Here is a 22,062-nt window from a genome sequence, read left to right as displayed (position 1 = left end):
CGGATTCGCATCCGCAGTCGTCAGTTCTCCTGCTCGACGGCCTTGAACAGCGCGATATCCTCCGTCGTGGAGTTCATCACGTAGGTATAAGCCTCCGAGATCTTCGCCTCGGCGAGCTTGCAGAAGATGCGCGCCGAAGCGACGTACTCCTCCGCCTGACCGGCCTGACGGGCCAGCAGGTAGGTGATGATGATGTGTCCGGCGGTCTCCACCAGGCGGCGGGCATGGAAATCCTTGAATCCGCAGACCTCCTTGTCCCCGGCCTCGACGCGGGCCAGCATCTCCGAGAACTTCACGGTCAGCTCTTTGAGCTTCGTGACCACGGGGCACATCGCCTCCGAATAGCTCTCGGCGGCATAACGTTCGATCTGCTCCATGAACGTGCCCTTCGTCACGGCGTTGATCGCCGCCACGACCTGCAACTGCGAGGTGCCCTCGTAGATGTTCATGATGCGGGCGTCGCGGTAGATGCGCTCGCAGGGATAGTCCTTCATAAAGCCCGAACCGCCGTGGATCTGGATGGCGTCGTAGGCCAGCTGGTTGGCATACTCCGACGAGAAGAGCTTCACCAGCGGAGTGAAGCCGTCGGCCAGACGGTTGTAGAACTTCATCTCCTGACGCTCCTCCGCTTCGAGCGAACGCTCGTGGGAGATATGACCGTACTGCTTGTAGACCTCGACGAAACGTGCGGTTTCGTACAGCAGCGCACGCGCGCCCTGCACCTTGGCCTTCATATTCGAGAGCATCTCCGACACGGCGGCGAACTGGATGATCGGCTTGCCGAACTGGGCGCGCTCGTGGGCGTATTTCAGCGCCTCGCGGTAAGCGGCCTCGCACGTACCCACCGACTGAGCGCCGATGCCCAGACGGGCGGCGTTCATCAGCGACATCACGTACTTGATAAGACCCATCTTCCGGTCGCCGACCAGTTGCGCCGGGGCGTTCGTGAAGACCAGTTCGCACGTCGGCGAACCCTTGATACCGAGTTTGTTCTCGATGCGGCGCACCTTCACGCCGCCGTCGCGCTTGTCGTAGACCAGCATCGAAAGGCCGCGGGCGTCGGTCGTACCCTCTTCGGTACGCGCCAGCACGAGCGAAACCTCGCCGTCGCCGTTGGTGATGAAGCGCTTCACGCCGTTCAGCAGCCAGGTCTGCTTCTCCTCCGACCAGGTGGCTTTCAGCATCACGGCGCCCAGGTCCGAACCGGCATCGGGCTCCGTGAGGTCCATGGCGCACGTCGCGCCTGCCGAAACCCACGGCAGATACTTCTGCTTGATCTCTTCGGAGGCGAACTCATTGAGCGTCTCGGCGCAGTCCTGCAATCCCCAGATGTTCTCGAAGCTGGCGTCGGCGCGTGCGACCATCTCGTTGGCCATCACGAAGCAGATCAGCGGGAAATTCAGTCCGTCGTACTTGCGGGGAAGCGTCATGCCGCTCAGGCCCGCATCGACGACGGCCTTCATGTTCTCGACCGTGCCCGAGGCATACTCCACATGGTCGTTGACCACGCGCGGGCCCTCGTGGTCCACGCCCTCGGCGTTGGGGGCGATCACCTCGCCGCAGACCTCGCCGGCGATCTCCAGCACGCGGCGGTAGGAGTCCATAGCGTCTTCGAAATCCTGCGGCGCATAGTCGTAGAGGTCTTTCTCGGCGAAACCGCGCTCTTTCAGCTCCACGATCTTGCGCATCAGCGGATGCTGGAGGTGGAACTGCAAATCCTTGTTATCTGAAAAGAAATTAGCCATTACTTCGAATTTTGTTTATAGTACTTGATCATCTTGGGGATAATCTCATTGACATCGCCCGTGATGGCGTAGTCGGCGATCTTGTTGATCGGAGCCTCGGGATCGGTGTTGATCGAGATCACCATCGACGACTGGTCCATGCCGGCCGTGTGCTGAATCTGCCCCGAAATACCGCAGGCGATGTAGAGTTTCGGACGCACCGTGACACCCGTCTGGCCCACCTGGCGCGCATGCTCCGTGAAGCCCGCATCGACGGCGGCGCGGCTGGCGCCCACTTCGCCGCCCAGCACGTCGGCCAGGTCGTGCACCAGCTTGAAGTTCTCCTTCGAACCCATGCCGTAGCCGCCGGCGACGATGATGCCGGCACCCTTGATGTCGATCTTGCGCTCCTCGATCTGACGATCGACGATCTTCACCACGAGGTCCGTGTCCTTGACGAATTTCTTCCAGTCGATCGGCTTCACCTCGCCGGCGCCCGGTTTGGCGGCGAGCTCCTTGCGCATCACGCCCTCGCGGACCGTCGCCATCTGGGGACGGTGGTCGGGGTTGACGATCGTGGCGATGATGTTGCCGCCGAAGGCGGGACGGATCTGATAGAGAAGGTCCTTGTACTCCTTGCCCGTCTTGGGGTCCTTGTGGTCGCCGATCTCCAGCTGCGTGCAGTCGGCCGTCAGGCCGCTATGCAGCGCCGACGATACGCGGGGTGCGAAGTCGCGGCCCACGGGCGTAGCGCCGAAGAGTGCGATCTGGGGTTTCTCCTGTTCGATCAGCCCGCACAGCACGGCCGTATGGGGCAGCGTGCGGAACGGGGCGAAGAGTTCGTCATCGGCGGTCCACACCGTGTCGGCGCCGTATTTGGCCAGCTCGGCGGCGATACCCGCCAGTTCGTGACCCAGCACGACGGCTTCGAGTTTCACCCCGAGGCGGTCGGCCAGCTCGCGGCCCTTGGTCAACAGTTCGAGGCTCACATCGGCGACCTTGCCGCCCTCCATCTCGATATATACGAATATATTGTTCATCTCCGAAGCGTATTAACCGAGCGTGTGGCTCGCAATAAGTTCAACCATCAGTGAATTGATATCCTCGTCGGCGGCCGTGAGTTTTTTGGCCTCCTTGGCGGCGAAAACCACGTTCTCGATCTTCTTGACCTTCGTGGGCGAACCCGCGAGGCCGAGTTGTCCGGGATCGGGATCGACATCGGCAGCGGCCCACTCCACGATTTGCAGATACTCTTTCGCGGCGGCACGCTGTGCGGCGGGCGATTCGGGAGCCGCAGCGATCTCGGAACCTGCCAAAGCGCCCTTGTATTTCATCACGCGCTTGGCGTTGCGCGGGCGGCACTCGGCGGCCGAAGCGTTGACCGTCACGACGGCCGGAATCGGGCACTCGACGACCTCGGTGCCGTGCTCCAGACGGCGCTTGATGACCAGCGCGCCCGCCTTGACCTCGACGATCTCCTCGGCGTAGGTCACCTGCGGAAGGCCGAGTTTCTCGGCGACCTGCGGGCCCACCTGCGCGGTGTCGCCGTCGATGGCCTGACGGCCTGCGAAGATCACGTCGGGAGCGATCTTCTTCAAGGCGCACGAAAGGGCGTAAGAGGTGGCCAGCGTATCCGAGCCGGCGAATTCGCGGCCCGAAAGCAGGTAACCGCCGTCGGCGCCGCGGAACATCGCGTCGCGGATGATGTCGGCGGCACGCTGCGGCCCCATCGTGAGAATATGGACCGTGGAACCCTCGACGCGGTCTTTCAGCCGCAGGGCGGCTTCCAGCGCATTGAGGTCCTCGGGATTGAAAATGGCCGGAAGCGCCGCGCGGTTGACCGTCCCTTCGGGGGTCATCGCGTCCTTGCCCACGTTGCGGGTGTCGGGCACCTGCTTGGCCAAAACAAGAATTTTGAGGTTTTGTTGTTGCATATAAGTTAAGTGGTTATATATTGATATCCTTTTCCTGTTACCGCTGTTATCGCAAACGGGCTGTCTACCGGAATGCAGACGAAAGCCGCGGAACCGAACGACAGCGAAACAACCTGCTGCCGCCCCGAAAACCGGCGTCTTACTCCGGACGGACAATGGTTTCGCCGCGGTCGGGACCTACCGAGATGATCTTCACGGGGACGCCCGTCTGACGCTCGATGAACTCCACGTAACGCTTGAACGCCTCGGGGAACTCCTCGTAACGGCCGTACTTGCGCAGGTCGCATTTCCACCCCTCGAACTCGGTGTAGACCGGTTTGAGCTCCCCGTCGATCTCGTAGGGGAATTCCGAGGTCGTGCGCCCGCCGATCTCGTAGGCCGTGGCCACCTTGATCGTGTCGAAGTCGTTCATCACGTCGGACTTCATCATGATGAGCTGCGTCACGCCGTTGATCATGATCGAATATTTCAGGGCCACCATGTCCAGCCATCCGCAGCGGCGGCGGCGTCCCGTGACGGCTCCGAACTCGTGGCCGATGTCGCACAGCCGCTCGCCCGTCTCGTCGAAGAGCTCCGTGGGGAACGGCCCGCTGCCCACGCGCGTACAGTAAGCCTTGAAAATGCCGTACACCTCGCCGATGCGGTTCGGAGCGACGCCCAGTCCGGTGCAGACGCCCGCGCAGACCGTGTTCGAGGAGGTCACGAACGGATAGGAGCCGAAATCCACGTCCAGCAGCGTTCCCTGGGCGCCTTCGGCCAGAATCGACTTGTCCTGCGCGAGGCAGTCGTTGACGAAATATTCGCTGTCGATGATGTGGAAGCGGCGGAGGTATTTCACCGCCTCGAACCACTGCTTCTCCAGTTCGGTGATGTCGTATTGGTAATCGAGGCTTTTCAGAATTTTCTCGTGACGCGCCTTGGCCGCGGCGTAGATCCGCTCGAAATCGGGGCTCAGCAAATCGCCGACACGCATGCCGTTGCGGCTCACCTTGTCCGTATAGGTCGGGCCGATGCCCTTGCCCGTGGTGCCGATCTTGGCGCTGCCCTTGGCCGCCTCGTAGGCCGCGTCGAGGATGCGGTGCGTCGGCAGGATCAGGTGGGCTTTCTTCGAAATGCAGAGCTGGCGGGTCAGGTCGTGGCCGCTGGCCGCCAGCGCCTCGGCCTCCTCACGGAAAAGGATGGCGTCGATCACCACCCCGTTGCCGATGATGTTGGTCTTGCCGCCCTGGAAAATGCCCGAAGGTATCGAGCGGAGTACGTACTTCTCGCCGTTGAATTCCAACGTGTGACCGGCATTGGGACCGCCCTGGAACCGGGCCACCACCTCGTAGCGGGGCGTCAGCACGTCCACGACCTTCCCTTTGCCCTCGTCACCCCATTGCAGGCCGAGGATCACGTCAACTTTTTTCATTGTATCCGGTATCTAATTTATACTTGCAAAAGACATTTTTTGCACCCAAAGGTACAAATTATTATCCGAAAAGCCCAAACCGCACGGCGGACTTTTCAACAAATTATAAAGAAAACGGGTCGAAAAGAGGAAAGATAAAGGGCTATCCGGACGGGCGCGGAACCGAATGGGAAGCGGGAAACAGTTCTTTCGTGCCCTAAAACCCGCCTCTTAGGGGACGGGCGCAGAGCCGGATGGACACGGCCGGCCACGCCCCAAAACCCGCCTTACAGGCGGGTGAGTTCGGTCGGTCCGTCGAAGGAGATGTTCTGCGATACGAGGCAGTAGACCGTCGTCAGACCGGGATTGCTGCGCACATCGGCCTTCAGGTTGGCGTCGCACGAAGCCACGTCGAGCGTCGTGAGGGCGTTCCCCCGACAGTCGAGCGTCAGCAGCGAGGCCGTCGAATGCAGGTCGAGACGCGGCAGATCGTTGCCGCTGCAATCCATCCACACCAGCCCCCGCACGCCGTCGAGATCGAGCGACACGAGCGCATTGTCCCGGCAGTCGAGCCGTTCGAGGTAAGTGCAGGCCGTGAGGTCCAGCCGCGTAAGGTCATTGCCCGAACAGTCGAGTTCCCGAAGGTTGAAGAACTCCCGGATGTCGGTCAGCGACGCGATGCCCCGCCCGGGGCACGACATGCGCCGGACACGCTGCGCCTCGTAGTGCGAAATGCGTCCGTCGCCGTTCGTGTCGAACTTTTCGAGGCAGTAAGCCTCGAACGCCTTGTCGTAAAAATCGAGATAGATGTATTTGTTGTCCTCGTCGCGGTCGTCCTCGGCAAGGCCGCAGGCCGTGCAGAGCAGAACGAACAGGGCGGAGAGGGCACGCACCATAGGCAGCGTCAGATGCTCACGTCGTCGTCGGAACTGTCCGTATCCGATGCGTCGTCGTCGCCGCCCTGGATGTCGTCGGCACCCTTGATTTCGTCGTCGTAATAGTCCTTGTCGTCATCGTCGTGCGAGTTGTCGTCAACCTTCACATCGACCTTCACCATGTAGGCGATTTCGTCCGTGTCGTAGGGCACGGCATAGAAGAAGTCGCCGTTGGGCTTGTCAACGCGGATCATGGCGTCGGTGAAGCCCAGAGGATACTTCGCCTTGACGGCCTCCTGAATTTCGGGAGTCAGGTTATGGAAACTCGTTACGATATGTTTTTTCGCAGTAGTCTGGTTTGCCATAAAAGTGCTTGGAAATTTTTTGCAATTATAAGCAAAATTTGAATATCGCGCCACATCTGCAATTTTTTTTTGCATTTTTTTTGATTTTGCCCTGTTTTTACCCGTTGTTAAAGACAAAATATGTAACTTTACACACGTCATTCTTATATTATGGTACGCGAACGAATCGAGGAGCTGCGCCGTCAGCTCGAACTGCATAACTTCAAGTATTACGTCGAAAACGCCCCCGAAATCTCGGACTTCGAATTCGACGCGATGATGCGCGAGCTTCAGGAGCTGGAACGCGCGCATCCCGAATTCGCCGATCCCAATTCGCCGTCGGTGCGGGTCGGCAGCGACCTCACGGCGGAGTTCCAGACCGTCAGGCACCGCTACCCGATGCTGTCGCTGGGCAACACCTACTCGCTGGACGAACTGCACGAATTCATCGCCCGCATCGAACGCGAGACCGGCCCCACGGACTACGTCTGCGAGCTGAAATTCGACGGCACGGCCATCTCGCTCACCTACGAGCACGGACGCCTCGTGCGCGCCGTGACGCGCGGCGACGGCGTGCAGGGCGACGACGTGACGGCCAACGTGCGCACGGTGCGCACGGTGCCCCTGCGCCTGCGGGGCGAGGGATGGCCCGACCATTTCGAAATCCGGGGCGAGATCCTGATGCCCTACGCCTCGTTCGACCGCCTCAACGCCGAGCGCGAGGCCAACGGCGAACAGCTCTTCGCCAACCCCCGCAACGCCGCCGCCGGAACGCTCAAGCAGCAGTCGTCGGCCGTGGTGGCCCGGCGCGGACTGGACTGCACGCTCTACCAGCTGGCGGGCGACGAACTGCCTTTCACGACCCACTGGGAGAGTTTGGAAAAGGCCCGCGAATGGGGCTTCAAGGTCTCGGATGCGGCGCGCATCTGCCGCAGCGCTGCTGAGATCGACGCATTCATCGAACATTGGGACACGGCGCGGCGCGAACTCCCCTTCCCGACGGACGGCGTGGTGATCAAGGTCAACGACTTCGCCGTGCGGCGCCAGCTGGGATTCACGGCCAAGGCCCCGAAATGGGCCGTGGCTTATAAGTTCAAGGCCGAACAGGCCCTGACGCGCCTCGACAGCGTGTCGTTCCAGGTGGGGCGCACGGGAGCCGTGACGCCCGTGGCCAACCTCGAACCGGTGCTGCTCGCCGGAACCACCGTGCGGCGCGCCACGCTGCACAACGCCGAACAGATGGCCCAGCTGGACATCCGCCCGGGCGACATGGTCTACGTCGAGAAGGGCGGCGAGATCATCCCGAAGATCATCGGCGTAGACCTCTCGCAGCGTCCCGCCGACAGCCGGCCGTTCGAATACATCACCGTGTGCCCCGAATGCGGCACGCCGCTGGTGCGCTACGAGGGCGAGGCCAAGCACTACTGCCCCAATCAGGGCGGATGCCGGCCCCAGATCATCGGCCGCATCATCCACTTCATCCGCCGCAAAGCCCTCGACATCGAGGGACTGGGCGAGGAGACCGTGGAACTGCTCTACGAAAACGGACTGGTGCGCGACGTGGCGGATCTCTACGACCTGCGCGCCGAACAGCTGGCTCCCCTGCCCCGGCTGGGCGAGAAATCGGCCGACAACATCATCCGTTCGATCGAACGGTCGAAGCAGGTGCCGTTCCAGCGCGTGCTGTTCGGACTGGGCATCCGCTTCGTGGGCGAAACGACGGCCAAATACCTCGCCGAGCACTTCCGGTCGCTGGACGCCGTGATGAAGGCCACGCGCGAGGAGCTGGTGGAGGCCGACGAGGTGGGCGGACGCATCGCCGACGCCATCATCGAGTATTTCGCCGAGGACGAGAACCTGCGGATCATCCGCCGTCTGCGCGACGCAGGGCTGCAATTCGAGGCCGAAGCACGCGAACTGGCTTCGGAGAGCCTGGCGGGCAAGACATTCGTGGTCTCGGGGAAATTCTCGCGCAGCCGCGACGAGATGAAGGAGCTGATCGAAATGCACGGGGGCAAGAACCTCGCGGCGGTGTCGGGCAACGTCGATTACATCGTCGCGGGCGAAAACATGGGCCCCGCGAAGCTGAAAAAGGCCGAGAAACTGGGCGTGAAGATCATCTCCGAGGAGGAGTTCTTCGCCATGATCGAAGGCGGAAGCCCGGCGGAAAAGGCCGCACAGCAGGAACTGTTCTGACGCCCGCGTCAAGGACTCCGACACAAAACGACAGACGAAACTAACAACGATAATCAGAAACTCTATGCTACGACACAAACTTTCCGGCGTGGGCGCCGCGATGATAACCCCCTTCACGGCAGACAGCCGCGTGGATTACAAGGCGCTGGCCCGCATGATCGACTACGTGATCGAAGGCGGCGTGGACTACATCGTCGCCCTGGGCACCACGGCCGAAACCCCGACCCTCTATATGCCCGAACGCGCCGTGATCGCCATGTTCATCACCAACCACATCGCCGGCCGCGTGCCGCTGGTGATGGGCTGCGGCGGCAACTCCACGTCGGAGGTGCTGGACCAGCTGCGCGAATTCGACCTGCGCGGCGCCGATGCCATACTCAGCGTGACGCCCTATTACAACAAGCCGTCGCAGGAGGGGCTGTACCAGCATTTCCGCACCGTATCGGAACATTCGCCCCTGCCGGTGATCCTCTACAACATCCCCGGGCGCACGGGCGTCAACATGACCTCCGAAACCACGCTGCGCATCGCCCGCGACTTCGAGAACGTCATCGGCGTCAAGGAGGCTTCGGGCGACATCGAACAGATGCAGCGCATCCTCGACAACCGTCCCGAGGGCTTCCTCGTGCTGTCGGGCGACGACGGCATCACCATTCCCCTGATGCGCCGCGGCGGCGACGGGGTGATCTCGGTGGTGGCCAACGTTTTCCCCGAACGCTTCATGAGCTGCGTGAACCACGCCAAGGCGGGAGATTTCGACACCGCCGAACGCGAATACGCGCAACTGGACGAAGCGGTCAAGGCGCTCTTCGAGGAGGGCAACCCCGTAGGCGTGAAATGCGCCCTTTCGGTGATGGGACGCATCGGCGACACGATGCGCCTGCCGCTCGTGGCCGGATCGGAAAAACTCCGCGCGAAATTCAAAAGGCTCATCGCCGAATACGATTTGCGCTGAATCCGCGTTCGTATCAGAAACGACCTATATGAAACAACTGCTGCTTCTGCTGCTCCTGATTCCGGCGCTGGCCGCCGCCAAAGTCCCCGACGAGGACAACATCATCGACCGGACGATGGATTCGGAATCGCCCTACTACTATCCGGCGCTGATGCTGCGCTACAACGCGGGCGACGCGACGCTGACCGACGAGGATTACCACTATCTTTATTACGGATACGCCTATCAGGACGACTACAAGCCGCTGGCCACGAATCCCGATCTGGACAAGATGCTGATGCTGGTCTCGGGCCTCGATCCCGAGAAACCCGACGTGGCGACGCTGGAGTCGATGATCTCGATGGGCACCGACGCCCTGAAGCGCGATCCGTTCAGCCCCAAGATCCTCAACCTGATGTCGTTCGCCTACGGAGGGCTGGGCGACGAGGTGCGCGAGAAAGCCTATTCGAACCGCATGAACGGCGTGATCCGCACGATCCTCGCCTCGGGCGACGGATTCACGCAGAAAACCCCGCGCCACGTGCTGATGTTCGACCATGCGCTCGACGTGCTGGCCGCCGAGGGGCTCTCCTACGGCAAGGCCCGCATCGTCAGCCGCACGGTGGAGTTCGTGCCGCTGACGGGTCCCTATGTCGTCGAGGGTAAGAAACGCAAGGGATTCTATTTCGACTTCGGCCGCGTCTACTGGAACAAGCCCGAGGGCTACACCTACAAACGCGACCGCACGTGGCAGTTCAACAACCTCAAACCCCGCACCTACAAATGATCCGCATCCTCCGACATACGCTCTGGCTGCTCGCGGCGGCGACGCTCGCGGCCTGCTCCAAGGAGGTTCCGGGATACGATCCGCCCGCCCTGGCCGACCGCACCGTCCTGCTCTACATGCCGGGGCAGAGTCTGATCACCTACTACGAAAACAACATCCAAGGCATCCGCACGGCCGTGACGGGCCGGGCGCTGGGCAAAGGGCGGATGCTGGTATGCTGGCAGCCCGACGACCAGACATCGGCCGTGATGCAGGAGATCTATTACGACCGAAACAAACGGTGCAGCGAGGCCAAGACGCTCAAAACCTACGACGATTTCGACGCCGGAGACCCCGCAGCGGTGCAGCAGCTGTTCGCCGATGCCGCGGAACTGGCTCCGGCCCGAAATTACGGATTGATCATCGGCTGTCACGGCAAGGCGTGGATTCCCGCGAGCGGCGGCGTGCTGCCCCGCTCGATGCTCCCGGCCGACGACATATGGACGACGGCGCCCGGAGCCAAGCAGACCCGCTCGTTCGGCGACACGGGTTACGAACTGGATATTACGGAGCTGGCCGCGGCGCTCGAAGCCCAGCGGTTCCGCTTCGACTACCTGATCTTCGACGACTGTTTCATGGCCAATATCGAAACGTTGTACGACCTGCGCCGTGCGGTGGATTATATCGTGGCCTCTCCCTGCGAGATCATGGCCGCAGGTTTCCCCTACGACCGGATCGTCCCCCACCTGTTCGAAGGAAACGGCGTGTTCGACGGTCTCGAAAAAGCCTGCTGGGAGTTCTGGAACTTCTACGAGAACGACTGGGACACCGTCCAGAGAAACGAACAGTCGGGGTGCATCTCGCTGGCCGTCACGGCGCAACTGGATGCGCTGATGATGGAGATGCGCCAGATCAAAGATAAGAAACAGCCGTTCGACATCGACGCGCTTCAATACTACAAGGGGAACGCCACGAAGCTGTTCTACGACCTGGAGCACTACGTTACGCTGTGCTGCAACGATCAGGGTGCAATAGACAGCTTCAAGGCGCAGATGGAACTGGCGTTTCCGGTATCCTGCCGGCACCACACGAAATACTTTTATTCGGCCTACGACGCCATAAAACACCCCGTAAACTACTATTCGGGCGTCTCGGTCAGCGAACCTTCGACGGTGTACGCCGCCGAAAACCGGCAGACGAACTGGTATCGGGATACGCACTGAAACGAATGAACGACGGCCCGTCCGACAGCGGGCGGGCCGAAGGAGCCGGCCGTCACGGATGCGCGGATTCAGCGCATCGGCACGGCGATATTCAACGGCAAGCGGAACGACTACGGGACATCTCCCGGATTCTCGTTCGTCGCATTACCTCCATCCCATGAACATACGGGCCGTTTCGGCGTCGTGGTGGTCGAAGAACAGGCTCTTGCCCGTGTCGAGTGCGGCGATGGCAGCCATGTCTTCGTCGGAGAGCGCGAAGTCGAAGATGTCGAGGTTCTGCCGCATCCGCTCGATGTGGGTCGATTTGGGGATGATGATGACACCGCGCTGAATCAGCCAGCGCAGGGCCACCTGCGCCACCGACTTGCCGTATTTACTGCCGATTTCGGCAAGAACCGGGTTCGTGAAGAAGCCGTTGCGGCCCTCGGCCAGCGGGCCCCACGACATGATGCGCGTGCCGAACTCCTCCATGATGCGCTGCGGCTCCCGCTGCTGGTCGAAGACGTGCGTTTCGACCTGATTGACCGCCGGGACGATCTCCATATTGCTGGCCAGGTCGATGAAGTGGTCGGGGTAGAAGTTCGAAACGCCGATAGCCCGCAATTTTCCCTCCTTGTACGCCTCCTCCAATGCGCGGTATGCACCGTAGCGGTCGCAGAAGGGCTGGTGCAGCAGCATCAGGTCGATGTAGTCGGTCTGCAACTTGCGCAGGCTCTCGTCGATGGAGGCTTTGGCCTTTTCGTACCCATAGTTGGAGATCCACACTTTCGACACGAGGAAAATCTCTCCGCGGTCGATGCCGCTGCGGCGCACGGCGTTGCCCACGCCCTCTTCGTTATGGTAAGCCTGTGCCGTGTCGATCATGCGGTAGCCGACGCTCAGGGCATCCGCAACGCAGCGCTCGCACTCGGCGGGCGAAACCTGGTAGACGCCGTAACCCATCTGGGGCATCTCGACGCCGTTGTTCAATTTGATCGTTTTCATATTCTCACTATTATGATCGATTATTCCCGGCAGCAAAATTACGCTCTTTCTTTCCGGGCGTTGTTATACAAATTTCGGTTCATATTGCTGTTTTTGCGGTTAGAGGCAACCCCGTGTACCAAAAACCGGAATAATTGCAATTCAAGCCGCATTTCTTGTAAGTCCGTTGTGGAGGAGACCCGCTAATTTTGTGCCGAGAAACCATTAAAACGGATCGAGAGATATGAAAAAGGTTATTGCAATGTTCATCTGCGCAGCCTCGATGGCCTGCGTCTCCGTCTCAGCACAGGATATTTACCATACTGCCGCCGGCGTGCCGATGGTACAGCTCAACAACGGCATTCTGATGCCGCAATTCGGGCTGGGGACGTTCCTCCAACCCTCCGACAAGGTGTGCAAACAGTCGTGCCTCACGGCATTGAAGGCCGGCTACCGGCACATCGACACCGCCCACGCCTACAACGACGAACGCGGCGTCGGAGAGGCCGTGAAAGAGAGCGGCATCCCGCGCAACGAAATATGGATAACGAGCAAGCTGTGGCCGACGGAATATGGCGAAGGCACGACGATGGAAGCCATCGACAAGATGCTGGCACGCCTGCAAACCGATTATATCGACCTGCTGTACGTACACCAGCCCGTGGGCGATTTCGTGGGTGCATGGCGCGATATGGAGAAAGCCGTGGCTATGGGCAAGGTGCGTGCGTTGGGCATCAGCAACTTCGACGCCAACGACGAGGTGTTCGAAAAGATCATGGCGGAATCGCGCGTAAAGCCTGCCGTCCTTCAGATCGAGTGTCACCCCTATGCGCAGCGGCTGGCCATGCGCGAGAAGGTGAAGCCCTACGGCATCCACATCACCTGCTGGTTCCCGCTGGGCGGTGCGATGTCGAACGGTGCGCTGCTGAAAGACCCGACGATCATGCAAATAGCTGAAGCGCACGGCAAGACCCCGGCGCAGGTGATTCTGCGCTGGCACATGCAGGAGGGGTTCTCGGCCATACCCGGAGCCTCGAATCCCGATTACATCGAAGAGAATATCGCAATTTTCGATTTCGAGCTGACCGACGGGGAGATGGAGCTGATGCGTGGATTGAATAAAGAAAAACGTTTCTTCAACGCCACCTACGAGCAGGTGGAACAGATGGGGAAAATGCCCATGCGGGATTAACGTATATGCGACATCTACCGAAAAAATCGCATCATATCCCGTAATTTCTGTAAGGACGCTCTCGGAGGCATCCTCTATCTTTGCAAAAGACAACATATTAAGACATTCAATATGAGTACGGACAATAAAATCAGCCGCCGGGATGCTTTGAAGCGCATGGGAGCCGCCGTGCTCGGCGGTGCGGTCGCATCCTCGGGGCTGCTCTCGCTGACATCGTGCGAGGGGAGAAGGAACAAACGCATCATTTTCTATTTCACCGGAACCGGCAACTGCCTGTACATCGCCCGCCAGCTGGCCGGAGCGAATACGGAACTGCTCAGCATTCCGCAGATGGTGAAACGGGGAAAGTATGAATTCGAAGCGGACGAAATCGGCATCGTCTACCCCATCTACGGGCACATGCCGCCCTATATGGTCCGGCAGTTCATCCAGAAAGCCAGGCTGAAAGCCGGATACAGATTCGCCGTGCTGACCTACGGCGCACGGAAATGCGACGCCGTGGAGATCTGGGACCGCATATCCCGAAAGGCCGGCAATGCGTTCGACTATATCGGCACCATCGTCATGGTGGACAACTGGCTGCCCAACTTCGACATGAACGAGCAGATCAAGATAGACAAGCACATTCCCGAGAATTTGCAGAAGATAACGGCGGACATCGGCGGCCGGCGGCATTGGCACGAACCCGTGACGGAGGAGGAACGGCAGCAACATCAGGGTTTCATGCAGCGGAGCGGCCTCGATCCCGAAGTGGGCTTCCTGATGAAAAGCGAAAAATGCTTCACCGTGACCGACGCCTGCATCGACTGCGGAATCTGTACGTACGTGTGTCCGCGCGGCAACTATGAACTGACATCGAAAGGCGTCGGGATCTCCGGCGACTGCGAATTCTGCTTCGCCTGCATCCAGAACTGTCCGCAGCGGGCCATTCAGTTCCGCAAGTCGGAAGACGGCTCCTTCCCGGACGGGACGGAAAAGAACCCCAATGCCAGATACCGCAACGAACATATTTCGCTGATGGATCTCAAACTGGCGAACAATCAGAAACCATAACGACCCGAAGACGCTATGCTGAGAAAATTAAGACTGACACTTGCCGTATTGTTTTTCGTTGCGGTCACGGCCCTGTTCCTCGACTTCACGGGGACGGTTCATGCGTGGCTGGGTTGGACGGCGAAGATCCAGTTCCTGCCCGCGCTGCTCGCCCTGAATGTCGGCGTGATCGTCGCGCTGGTTCTGCTGACGCTGCTGCTGGGCAGGGTCTACTGCTCGGTCATCTGCCCGCTGGGCGTGATGCAGGACATCGTGTCGTGGATAAGCGGGCGGCGGAAAACAAAACGGTATCGCTTCTCCTACTCGCCCGAAATAAAGTGGCTGCGCTACGGAGTGCTGGGACTGTTCGTCATCGCCTTGATCGCCGGCATCGGCTCGTTCGTGGCCTTGCTGGCGCCGTACAGCTCCTACGGGCGCATCGCCTCCAACCTTTTCGCCCCGCTGTACCGCTGGGGCAACAATCTGCTGGCCTATTTCGCCGAGCGGGCGGACAGCTACGCCTTTTATGAAACGGAGGTGTGGATGAAGAGCCTGCCGACGTTCGTTATCGCCGCGCTGACATTGGTCGTGCTGGCCGTGCTGGCATGGCGGAACGGACGCACCTATTGCAATACGATCTGTCCCGTGGGAACGATCCTGGGATTCTTCTCCCGTTTCTCGCTGTTCCGTCCGGTGCTCGACGCGGAGAAGTGCAGGAATTGCAGCCTCTGTTCGCGCCGCTGCAAGGCCGCCTGCATCGACTACAAGAACCATCGCATCGACTACGGCCGCTGCGTGGCGTGCATGGACTGCCTGGACGCCTGCAAACACGACGCCCTGCATCTGCAATACCGCCGGAAAAAAACGACCGGACCGGCAGCGGAGAAACCCGAGCAGGCAGAACGGATCGACACCTCCCGCCGCCGCTTCCTCTCGACGACGGCCGTGCTCGCCGTCGCATCGGCGGTAAAGGCGCAGGAGAAGAAGGTGGACGGCGGACTGGCCGTCATCGAGGACAAGAAGATTCCGGTGCGTGCCACGCCGATCGTACCGCCGGGAGCGTGGAGCGCACGCAGTTTCGCGCAGCATTGCACCGCCTGTCAGCTTTGCGTGTCGGCCTGTCCCAACGGCGTGCTGCGCCCTTCGACCGATTTGCAGAAGCTGATGCAGCCCGAAATGTCCTACGAACGAGGCTACTGCCGTCCGGAGTGCACGAGGTGTTCGGAGGTCTGCCCTGCGGGAGCCATCCGGCCGATCACCGTCGAGGAGAAATCCTCCACCCGCATCGGTCATGCCGTATGGATCAGGAAGAACTGCATTCCGCTGACCGACGGTGTGGAGTGCGGCAACTGCGCCCGCCATTGTCCCTCGGGGGCTATCCTGATGGTGCCCTCCGACGGCGGCGACATGAGCTCCGTCCGGATTCCGGCCATCAATGCCGAGCGGTGCATCGGGTGCGGCGCATGCGAGAACCTGTGTCCGGCGCGTCCGTTCAGCGCCATCTACGTGGAGGGACACACGATGCACAGCGTGATGTAGAAACTTTCAAGCAACAAGGAGATGAACGACCAGAATAAAAACAGGAACGTGCTGTCCCGCCGGGAGTTTCTGAAAACGATAGGAGCCGCCGGCATGGCCGCGACCGGACTGACAGCCTGCACGGGAGGCGAGAACGACGGGGCATCGGCGGCATCCGCCGCGGAGATCCCTGCGGACCGGATGACATACCGGACCAACCCGACGTCGGGCGACAAAGTGTCGCTGCTGGGATTCGGCATGATGCGTCTGCCTTCCGTCGGCGGCCGCAGCGCCCGTGAAGGGAACGAGGAGATAGATCAGGAGATGGTGAACGAACTGGTGGACTATGCCATAGCCCACGGAGTGAACTATTTCGACACGTCGCCCGCCTATTGCCGGGGCAAGTCGGAACGCGCCACCGGCATCGCCCTGAGCCGTCACCCGCGCGACAAGTACTTCATCGCCACCAAACTCTCCAACTTCGCCCCGGCCACGTGGAGCCGCGAAGCCTCCGTCGCCATGTACCGCAATTCGCTGAAAGAGTTGCAGGTGGATTACATAGACTATTTGCTGCTGCACGGCGTGGGCATGGGCGGCGGCATGGAGGAGTTCGAGAGCCGCTATGTGAAGAACGGCATCCTCGATTTCCTGCTGGAGGAACGCAGGGCGGGGCGCATCCGCAACCTCGGATTTTCGTATCACGGCGATGTCCGGGTGTTCGACCATCTGCTCGCGCGGCACGACGAATACAAGTGGGATTTCGTGCAGATCCAGCTGAACTATCTGGACTGGAAATACGCCAAGCGGATCAATCCGAGGAATACCGACGCCGAATATCTTTACGGCGAACTGCGCAAACGGAACATTCCCGCCGTCATCATGGAACCGCTGCTGGGCGGCCGGCTCTCCAACGTGCCGGGCACCATCGTCGCCCGTCTCAAGCAGCGCGAGCCGGAGATGAGCGTGGCCTCGTGGGCGTTCCGTTTCGCCGGCAGCCTGCCGGGCGTGCAGACCGTGCTGAGCGGCATGACCCGCATGGAACACTTGCAGGACAACCTGCGCACCTACGCTCCGCTGAAGCCGCTGACGGAAGACGATTTCCGGTTCCTGCAAGAGACGGCCGCGCAGATGATGCGGTTCGACACCATCCCCTGCAACGACTGCAAGTACTGCATGCCCTGTCCGTACGGCCTCGACATACCCGCCATTCTGCTCCATTACAACAAGTGCCTGAACGAAGGCAACGTCCCGGAGAGTTCGCAGGATGCGAACTTCCGGAAAGCCCGGCAAGCCTTTCTGGTGGGATACGACCGCAGCGTGCCGAAACTGCGGCAGGCGAACCGGTGCATCGGCTGCAACCAGTGCAGCGTCCATTGTCCGCAGCGGATCGACATCCCGAAGGAACTGCACCGGATCGACGCATACGCGGAACGCCTGAAACAGGGAATATGAACTTGAAAAAACGACCGACAGATGAAAGACTTCATTTTCAGAAACGACACGAAACTTCTCTTCCGCAACGACATCCGGGAGACCATTCTCGAAATAGCCGAAGGCCATAAAATAATGTTCGTCCACGGCGGCGGCTCCGCCGAACGCAACGGCTGCCGCGACGATGTCGTCCGGACCCTGACCGAAAACAACATCCCCTTCGTGGAATACGGAGGCGCTTCGAGGGAGTTTCAAAAAACAGAAGAGGGAATCCGGCTGGCCAGGGCCAATGGCGTGACAATGATCATCGGCGTCGGAGGGGCCAGCGTAATGGACTGCGCCAAACTGATGGCTTTGGGCTTCTACCACGAATCGAACCTCTGGGAATACGTGAAAGGGAGAAATCCGTACGGGCTGGAACACCTTCCGCTGGCGCTGATTCCCACTTATCCGTCCAGCGGCTCCGAAAACGGGCTGGGTGCGGTGGCCGTCGATTCGAGAACCGGAGATTTCGGGACGGCCTACGGCATCGCCGCCGACTATGCGATTCTCTGTCCCCGATATTCGCTGACCCTGGATCGGGAGATGACCGCCTACACCGGACTGGTAACGCTGGTTCAGCTGTCGGCCTGTGTCCTCGGCGACAAGAACAAAATGTCCTACGACGCGGGAATCTCCTACATCCGCAACGTCCTCGAAGCGACGCGGACCTTGCAGAAAAATCCGGACGACCTCGATGCGAGGGGCATTATCATGCTGGGAGCCTCGCTCTCCACATCGTCACGGATAGGCATCGGGAAAGAGGAGCCTTTCGCTTACGACATCTACGAACTGGAATTTCTGCCCGAGAAACTCTTCGGCAGCACGTATCGCAGAAGCCTGACCTCCATTTTTCCGAGGTTTCTCGCCGCGATGGGAAGGCATCATGCCGCAGAGGTCGAAAAATACTGTCGGGATGCGTTCGGGTTCGGGTCGTCCATCGAGGAGTCGTCCCGAAAACTGATCGAACTGTTTTCCGGATTCGGAGCGGAAATGTACTTCGACGGCAAGATCACCCGCGAACAGGTCGATAGCATCCCGTGCCGGACGGAGCTGACCCCGAACGAGGTTTTCGAATTGATGAACTCGCTGATACGGTAACGGCGAAAAACGGAGAGAAACAAAGATGTATTACAGAACATTGGGGCTCAGCGGATTGAGAGTGTCGGCCGTGGGACTGGACTGCATGGGCATGAGCCACGCCTACGGCGCTCCGGCCGACAAGGGCGAAATGACGGAACTGCTCGCCGACGCCGTGGAGATGGGCTATACCTTTTTCGACACGGCCGAGATGTACGGCACGCCGGACCGGCCGCACGACAACGAAGAACTGCTGGGCGAGGCCCTGCGGCGGTTTCGGGACCGGATCGTCATCGCCACCAAATTCGGCATATCGTTCGAGTGTCCCGAAGCGGGCGGCACGCATGCCGTGATTCCCGATTCGCGTCCGGCGACCATCCGCCGCGCGGTCGAGGGGTCGCTCCGCCGTCTGCGCACAGACCGCATAGACCTCTACTACCAGCACCGCATCGACCCGAAGGTCGCACCCGAAGAGGTGGCCGGCGTAATGGCCGACCTGATCCGCGAGGGGAAAATCCTGCACTGGGGCATTTCGGAGGCCACGGAGGAGTATCTGCGCCGCGCCCATGCGGTATGTCCGGTCACGGCCGTGCAGAACCGCTACTCGATGATGGCCCGGTGGCACGAGGCGCTGTTTCCCGTGCTCGAAGAGCTGGGCGTGGGCTTCGTGGCTTTTTCGCCGCTGGCGAACGGGCTGCTGACCGACTGCTATACGGCCGACTCGACGTTCGATCCGGCGACCGACTACCGTGCCTCGATGCCCCAGTTCCGCCGGGAGAGTTTCGAGCGGAACCGCACGCTGTTCGAACTCGTCGAAGGACTGGCGGAGGAGCACCGCGCCACACCGTCGCAGATCGCGCTGGCGTGGATGATGAACAAACGTCCGTGGATCGTGCCGATTCCCGGAACGCGCCATCTGTGCCGCCTCAAGGAGAATATCGGGGCTGCCGACATCCGTCTGACCGCCGGACAGGTGCAGGCCGTAGACGATGCCCTCGCGGCGATGCCGATGAGCGAAGTGTTCGGAGGATCGCCCGTAAAGGGATGAACCGCACTCCGTTTCGGAACGGAAACCCGGCGGCGTTCCGGTCCGAGACGGCAAGCCGTTGAAATTCCGTTGAAAAACGGCAAAAACTCGCAGTCGTATCGGCGACGGCTGCGGGTTTATTGCGTATTTATTGCTATTTTTGCCTGCGAGAGACCGAACGGACAAGATGGATTATCAGAAAGATATAATCGTTATCGACAAATTGGGCGTCGTGCCGACGGATTCCGAGGTGGAATACCTGGCCCATCTGCTCTGCCTGGGCGGCACGTGCCGCTACCGCTTCAACGAACGGGATTTCGAGCTGCACGCCGGAGATCTGTCGATCATCCGCAAGCGGAAACTGATCGAGAAAACAGAACCGTCGGACGATTTCCGGTGCAAGATCATCTATGCGAAACCCGGTTTCATAGATTTGTGCACGCCGCAAAGCAACTACGGCATGAAAGGCTCGCTGGCGCTGTTTCTCAACCCCGTGATGCACCTCACGCCCGAGCAGCAAATCGTCTGCCGCCGCGATTTCGACCTGCTCGAACAACGCATCGCCGATACGGAACACCGCTTTTACCGCGAGACGCTCGTCAACGCCATGCAGGCGGCCATTCTCGATTTTTTCGATTTCCACGCCCGCATTTACGGCGAGAGCGACATCTCCACGCAGAACGCCTCCATCATGAACCGTTTTCTGAAGATGCTGGAAGCGGGCACCTACCGCGAACATCGGGAGGTGTCCTATTACGCCGACTGTCTGTGCGCCTCGCCGAAATACCTCTCGGAGGTCTCCAAAAAGGTCAGCGGATACGCCGCCAACTACTGGATCAACCGCTATACGATCCTCGACATCACGCGCCTGCTCCGCGACAAATCGCTGACATTCGTGCAGATTTCCGACATGTTCGGCTTCTCGTCTCCGGCCTATTTCAGCCGCTACGTGCAGCAGAATTTGGGGCTCAATCCAACGGATTACCGGAAGTGACCCGCTTTCCAGGAGTTGCATAAAAGACACCCTCCGCGCGCCCGGATGCCGGGACGGCCGGTGCGTGAATGCCGCCACCGTCCGGACATGGACAAGCAATATTCAGGACCCGTATTTCTTCTCGAACAACGCCTTGTTGGCCTCTCCCCACGCAATCATGGCGTCGAGGATGGGCAGCAACGACCGTCCCAGTTCCGTGATGGCGTATTCCGAGCGGGGCGGCAGTTCGGGATAGATGGTTTTTGCGACCAGCCCGTCGTCCGCCAACTCTTTCAGTTGCAGATCGAGCACGCGCGGCGTAGCCTCGGGCAATGCTTTGTGCAGTTCGCTCGGCCGCATGGCCGCATCGCGCAGTTCGTCCAAAATGCAGGATTTCCATTTAGAGTCGATTAAACTCATTGTCAGCCGCAAAGGGCAGCTCAAATCGACAGGTATCTTCCTTTCGTACATAACGGTTTTCTTTCTACGGCTGCAAAGATACGGATAACATTCCGCACGAACGGTACACCGAATAAATTTTCGGTATATGAATAATTTTTCGGTACTTGCGCAGTCGGATACTCCCCTCTAACTTTGCAAAAGAATTGAAAACCGAAAGTTATGAGAGCAAGTATCGAAGAGTACAAGGCGGTGGAAGCTGCCGCCATGAAATTCGTAAAAAGCGTCGCCGAGGGCGACAGCCGTTACGCGAAAGAGTTGTTCACCGAGGATGCCGTATTGTTCGGATTTCTCGACGGTGCGTTGGAGCGCGGCTCCATCGACCAGTTCTACCGCAATGTCGATTCGGTCGCCGCAGGCGATAAGTTCAAAGCGCGTATCGACGTGGCGGCGGTCGAAGAGACGCTGGCCGTCGTCCGTGTGCTGGAAGAGAGCTGGGGCGGCCGCATCGACTTCACGGATTACTTATTGCTACTGAAAATAGACGGCGAATGGCGCTGCGTGGCCAAAGCCTACAACCAGAATTCGAATACGATTCAAAAATAACGGCTCGACTAAAGTCAGGAGGACAAAAAGATGATCAAGGATTATCGGGAAATCAGAGAGGTCGTCATGCAGTATGTGAACGGCTGCGCTGCGGGCGACGTGGAACTCGCCAAAAAGGCATTTCACAAGGACGCCGTCATGTACGGCTATCTGAACGGCGAGCTGTCGGCCGGAAGCATCGAAAATCTCTATGCCGCCATCGGACAGCTCGGAGCCGATGCCGGGACGAAAGCCGAAGTGGACATCCTGGAAGCGGTCGGCACGGCTGCGACGGTGCGTGTCGTGCTGGAGAACTGGCACGGGCTGTCGTTCACCGATTTTCATTCGCTGGTGAAGATCGACGGCAGGTGGACGATCGTAGCGAAGATATTCCACCAGTAAGCCGACGGGATTTCGTCATGTGCAATGGCAAGGAG

The 22,062-nt window shown here is 60.0% G+C and carries 21 protein-coding genes; 13 read left to right on the top strand and 8 right to left on the bottom strand.

The genetic code is table 11. The features are described 5' to 3' along the window. Positions 1-20: 20 nt before the first annotated feature. The 6 genes from NQ519_RS13620 to NQ519_RS13595 form a co-directional block, all read right to left on the bottom strand. Positions 21-1,745, bottom strand: a complete 1,725-nt coding sequence (locus NQ519_RS13620) for an acyl-CoA dehydrogenase family protein (protein ID WP_026076486.1) — start codon at positions 1,743-1,745, stop codon at positions 21-23. Further along, positions 1,745-2,764 carry an electron transfer flavoprotein subunit alpha/FixB family protein gene (locus tag NQ519_RS13615; protein ID WP_019150606.1) on the bottom strand — a complete coding sequence of 340 codons (1,020 nt, stop codon included), beginning with the start codon at positions 2,762-2,764 and terminating at the stop codon, positions 1,745-1,747. Before NQ519_RS13615 ends, NQ519_RS13620 begins: the two co-directional genes overlap by 1 nt. Before the next feature lie 12 nt (positions 2,765-2,776). Beyond that, positions 2,777-3,658: an electron transfer flavoprotein subunit beta/FixA family protein gene (locus NQ519_RS13610; protein WP_173390127.1), complete on the bottom strand. Its 882-nt coding sequence runs from the start codon at positions 3,656-3,658 to the stop codon at positions 2,777-2,779. Between the two features lie 139 nt (positions 3,659-3,797). Further along, the gene (locus tag NQ519_RS13605; protein WP_019150608.1) at positions 3,798-5,069 is read right to left on the bottom strand and encodes an adenylosuccinate synthase; all 1,272 of its coding nucleotides are present in this window, start codon (positions 5,067-5,069) and stop codon (positions 3,798-3,800) included. A gap of 266 nt (positions 5,070-5,335) precedes the next feature. Beyond that, positions 5,336-5,944 (bottom strand): leucine-rich repeat domain-containing protein, encoded by a 609-nt coding sequence (locus tag NQ519_RS13600; protein ID WP_019150609.1) that lies wholly within the window; start codon positions 5,942-5,944, stop codon positions 5,336-5,338. An 8-nt stretch (positions 5,945-5,952) separates the two neighbouring features. Beyond that, a complete protein-coding gene (locus NQ519_RS13595) occupies positions 5,953-6,288 on the bottom strand; it encodes a hypothetical protein (protein ID WP_019150610.1) in 336 nt (111 codons plus the stop codon). Positions 6,289-6,438: 150 nt separating this feature from the next. Between NQ519_RS13595 and ligA the strand changes: the two genes are divergently transcribed. The 4 genes from ligA to NQ519_RS13575 all read left to right on the top strand — a co-directional run bounded on the left by ligA (position 6,439) and on the right by NQ519_RS13575 (position 11,386). Next, positions 6,439-8,463, top strand: coding sequence for an NAD-dependent DNA ligase LigA (gene ligA / locus NQ519_RS13590; protein ID WP_019150611.1), 2,025 nt, complete (start codon positions 6,439-6,441; stop codon positions 8,461-8,463). A 64-nt stretch (positions 8,464-8,527) separates the two neighbouring features. Then, positions 8,528-9,418: a 4-hydroxy-tetrahydrodipicolinate synthase gene (gene dapA / locus NQ519_RS13585; RefSeq protein ID WP_026076487.1), complete on the top strand. Its 891-nt coding sequence runs from the start codon at positions 8,528-8,530 to the stop codon at positions 9,416-9,418. 28 nt (positions 9,419-9,446) lie between these two features. After that, positions 9,447-10,184, top strand: coding sequence for a DUF4919 domain-containing protein (locus tag NQ519_RS13580; RefSeq protein ID WP_019150613.1), 738 nt, complete (start codon positions 9,447-9,449; stop codon positions 10,182-10,184). Continuing rightward, positions 10,181-11,386 (top strand): clostripain-related cysteine peptidase, encoded by a 1,206-nt coding sequence (locus NQ519_RS13575; RefSeq protein WP_019150614.1) that lies wholly within the window; start codon positions 10,181-10,183, stop codon positions 11,384-11,386. The genes NQ519_RS13580 and NQ519_RS13575 overlap by 4 nt, the downstream gene beginning before the upstream one ends. A gap of 144 nt (positions 11,387-11,530) precedes the next feature. Here NQ519_RS13575 and NQ519_RS13570 read toward each other — a convergent pair whose 3' ends face one another. Continuing rightward, positions 11,531-12,370: an aldo/keto reductase gene (locus NQ519_RS13570; protein WP_019150615.1), complete on the bottom strand. Its 840-nt coding sequence runs from the start codon at positions 12,368-12,370 to the stop codon at positions 11,531-11,533. A gap of 223 nt (positions 12,371-12,593) precedes the next feature. Here NQ519_RS13570 and NQ519_RS13565 point away from each other — a divergent pair, with 223 nt between their 5' ends. The 7 genes from NQ519_RS13565 (at position 12,594) to NQ519_RS13535 (ending at position 20,662) form a co-directional block, all read left to right on the top strand. Next, complete coding sequence (locus tag NQ519_RS13565) at positions 12,594-13,541, top strand: aldo/keto reductase (RefSeq protein WP_019150616.1); 948 nt, start codon at positions 12,594-12,596, stop codon at positions 13,539-13,541. A 111-nt stretch (positions 13,542-13,652) separates the two neighbouring features. Next, positions 13,653-14,594, top strand: coding sequence for an EFR1 family ferrodoxin (locus NQ519_RS13560; protein ID WP_019150617.1), 942 nt, complete (start codon positions 13,653-13,655; stop codon positions 14,592-14,594). Positions 14,595-14,609: 15 nt separating this feature from the next. Beyond that, the gene (locus tag NQ519_RS13555; RefSeq protein WP_026076489.1) at positions 14,610-16,112 is read left to right on the top strand and encodes a 4Fe-4S binding protein; all 1,503 of its coding nucleotides are present in this window, start codon (positions 14,610-14,612) and stop codon (positions 16,110-16,112) included. A 21-nt stretch (positions 16,113-16,133) separates the two neighbouring features. Continuing rightward, complete coding sequence (locus NQ519_RS13550) at positions 16,134-17,543, top strand: aldo/keto reductase (protein ID WP_019150619.1); 1,410 nt, start codon at positions 16,134-16,136, stop codon at positions 17,541-17,543. A gap of 21 nt (positions 17,544-17,564) precedes the next feature. Beyond that, entirely contained in the window at positions 17,565-18,662 is a 1,098-nt protein-coding gene (locus NQ519_RS13545; RefSeq protein WP_019150620.1) for an iron-containing alcohol dehydrogenase, read from the top strand. Positions 18,663-18,687: 25 nt separating this feature from the next. Beyond that, positions 18,688-19,689, top strand: coding sequence for an aldo/keto reductase (locus NQ519_RS13540; protein ID WP_026076490.1), 1,002 nt, complete (start codon positions 18,688-18,690; stop codon positions 19,687-19,689). Between the two features lie 166 nt (positions 19,690-19,855). Then, positions 19,856-20,662, top strand: coding sequence for a helix-turn-helix domain-containing protein (locus tag NQ519_RS13535; RefSeq protein WP_019150622.1), 807 nt, complete (start codon positions 19,856-19,858; stop codon positions 20,660-20,662). A 102-nt stretch (positions 20,663-20,764) separates the two neighbouring features. Here NQ519_RS13535 and NQ519_RS13530 read toward each other — a convergent pair whose 3' ends face one another. Beyond that, positions 20,765-21,061 (bottom strand): winged helix-turn-helix transcriptional regulator, encoded by a 297-nt coding sequence (locus tag NQ519_RS13530; RefSeq protein WP_019150623.1) that lies wholly within the window; start codon positions 21,059-21,061, stop codon positions 20,765-20,767. Between the two features lie 201 nt (positions 21,062-21,262). Between NQ519_RS13530 and NQ519_RS13525 the strand changes: the two genes are divergently transcribed. Both NQ519_RS13525 and NQ519_RS13520 read left to right on the top strand, forming a co-directional pair. Next, entirely contained in the window at positions 21,263-21,646 is a 384-nt protein-coding gene (locus NQ519_RS13525; RefSeq protein WP_019150624.1) for a nuclear transport factor 2 family protein, read from the top strand. 30 nt (positions 21,647-21,676) lie between these two features. Continuing rightward, positions 21,677-22,027 carry a nuclear transport factor 2 family protein gene (locus NQ519_RS13520; protein ID WP_019150625.1) on the top strand — a complete coding sequence of 117 codons (351 nt, stop codon included), beginning with the start codon at positions 21,677-21,679 and terminating at the stop codon, positions 22,025-22,027. Positions 22,028-22,062: the final 35 nt, after the last annotated feature.

Origin of the sequence: Alistipes senegalensis JC50, from assembly GCF_025145645.1 — a bacterium.
GTDB lineage: Bacteria > Bacteroidota > Bacteroidia > Bacteroidales > Rikenellaceae > Alistipes > Alistipes senegalensis.
This window is presented reverse-complemented; position numbering and strand designations above follow the sequence as displayed.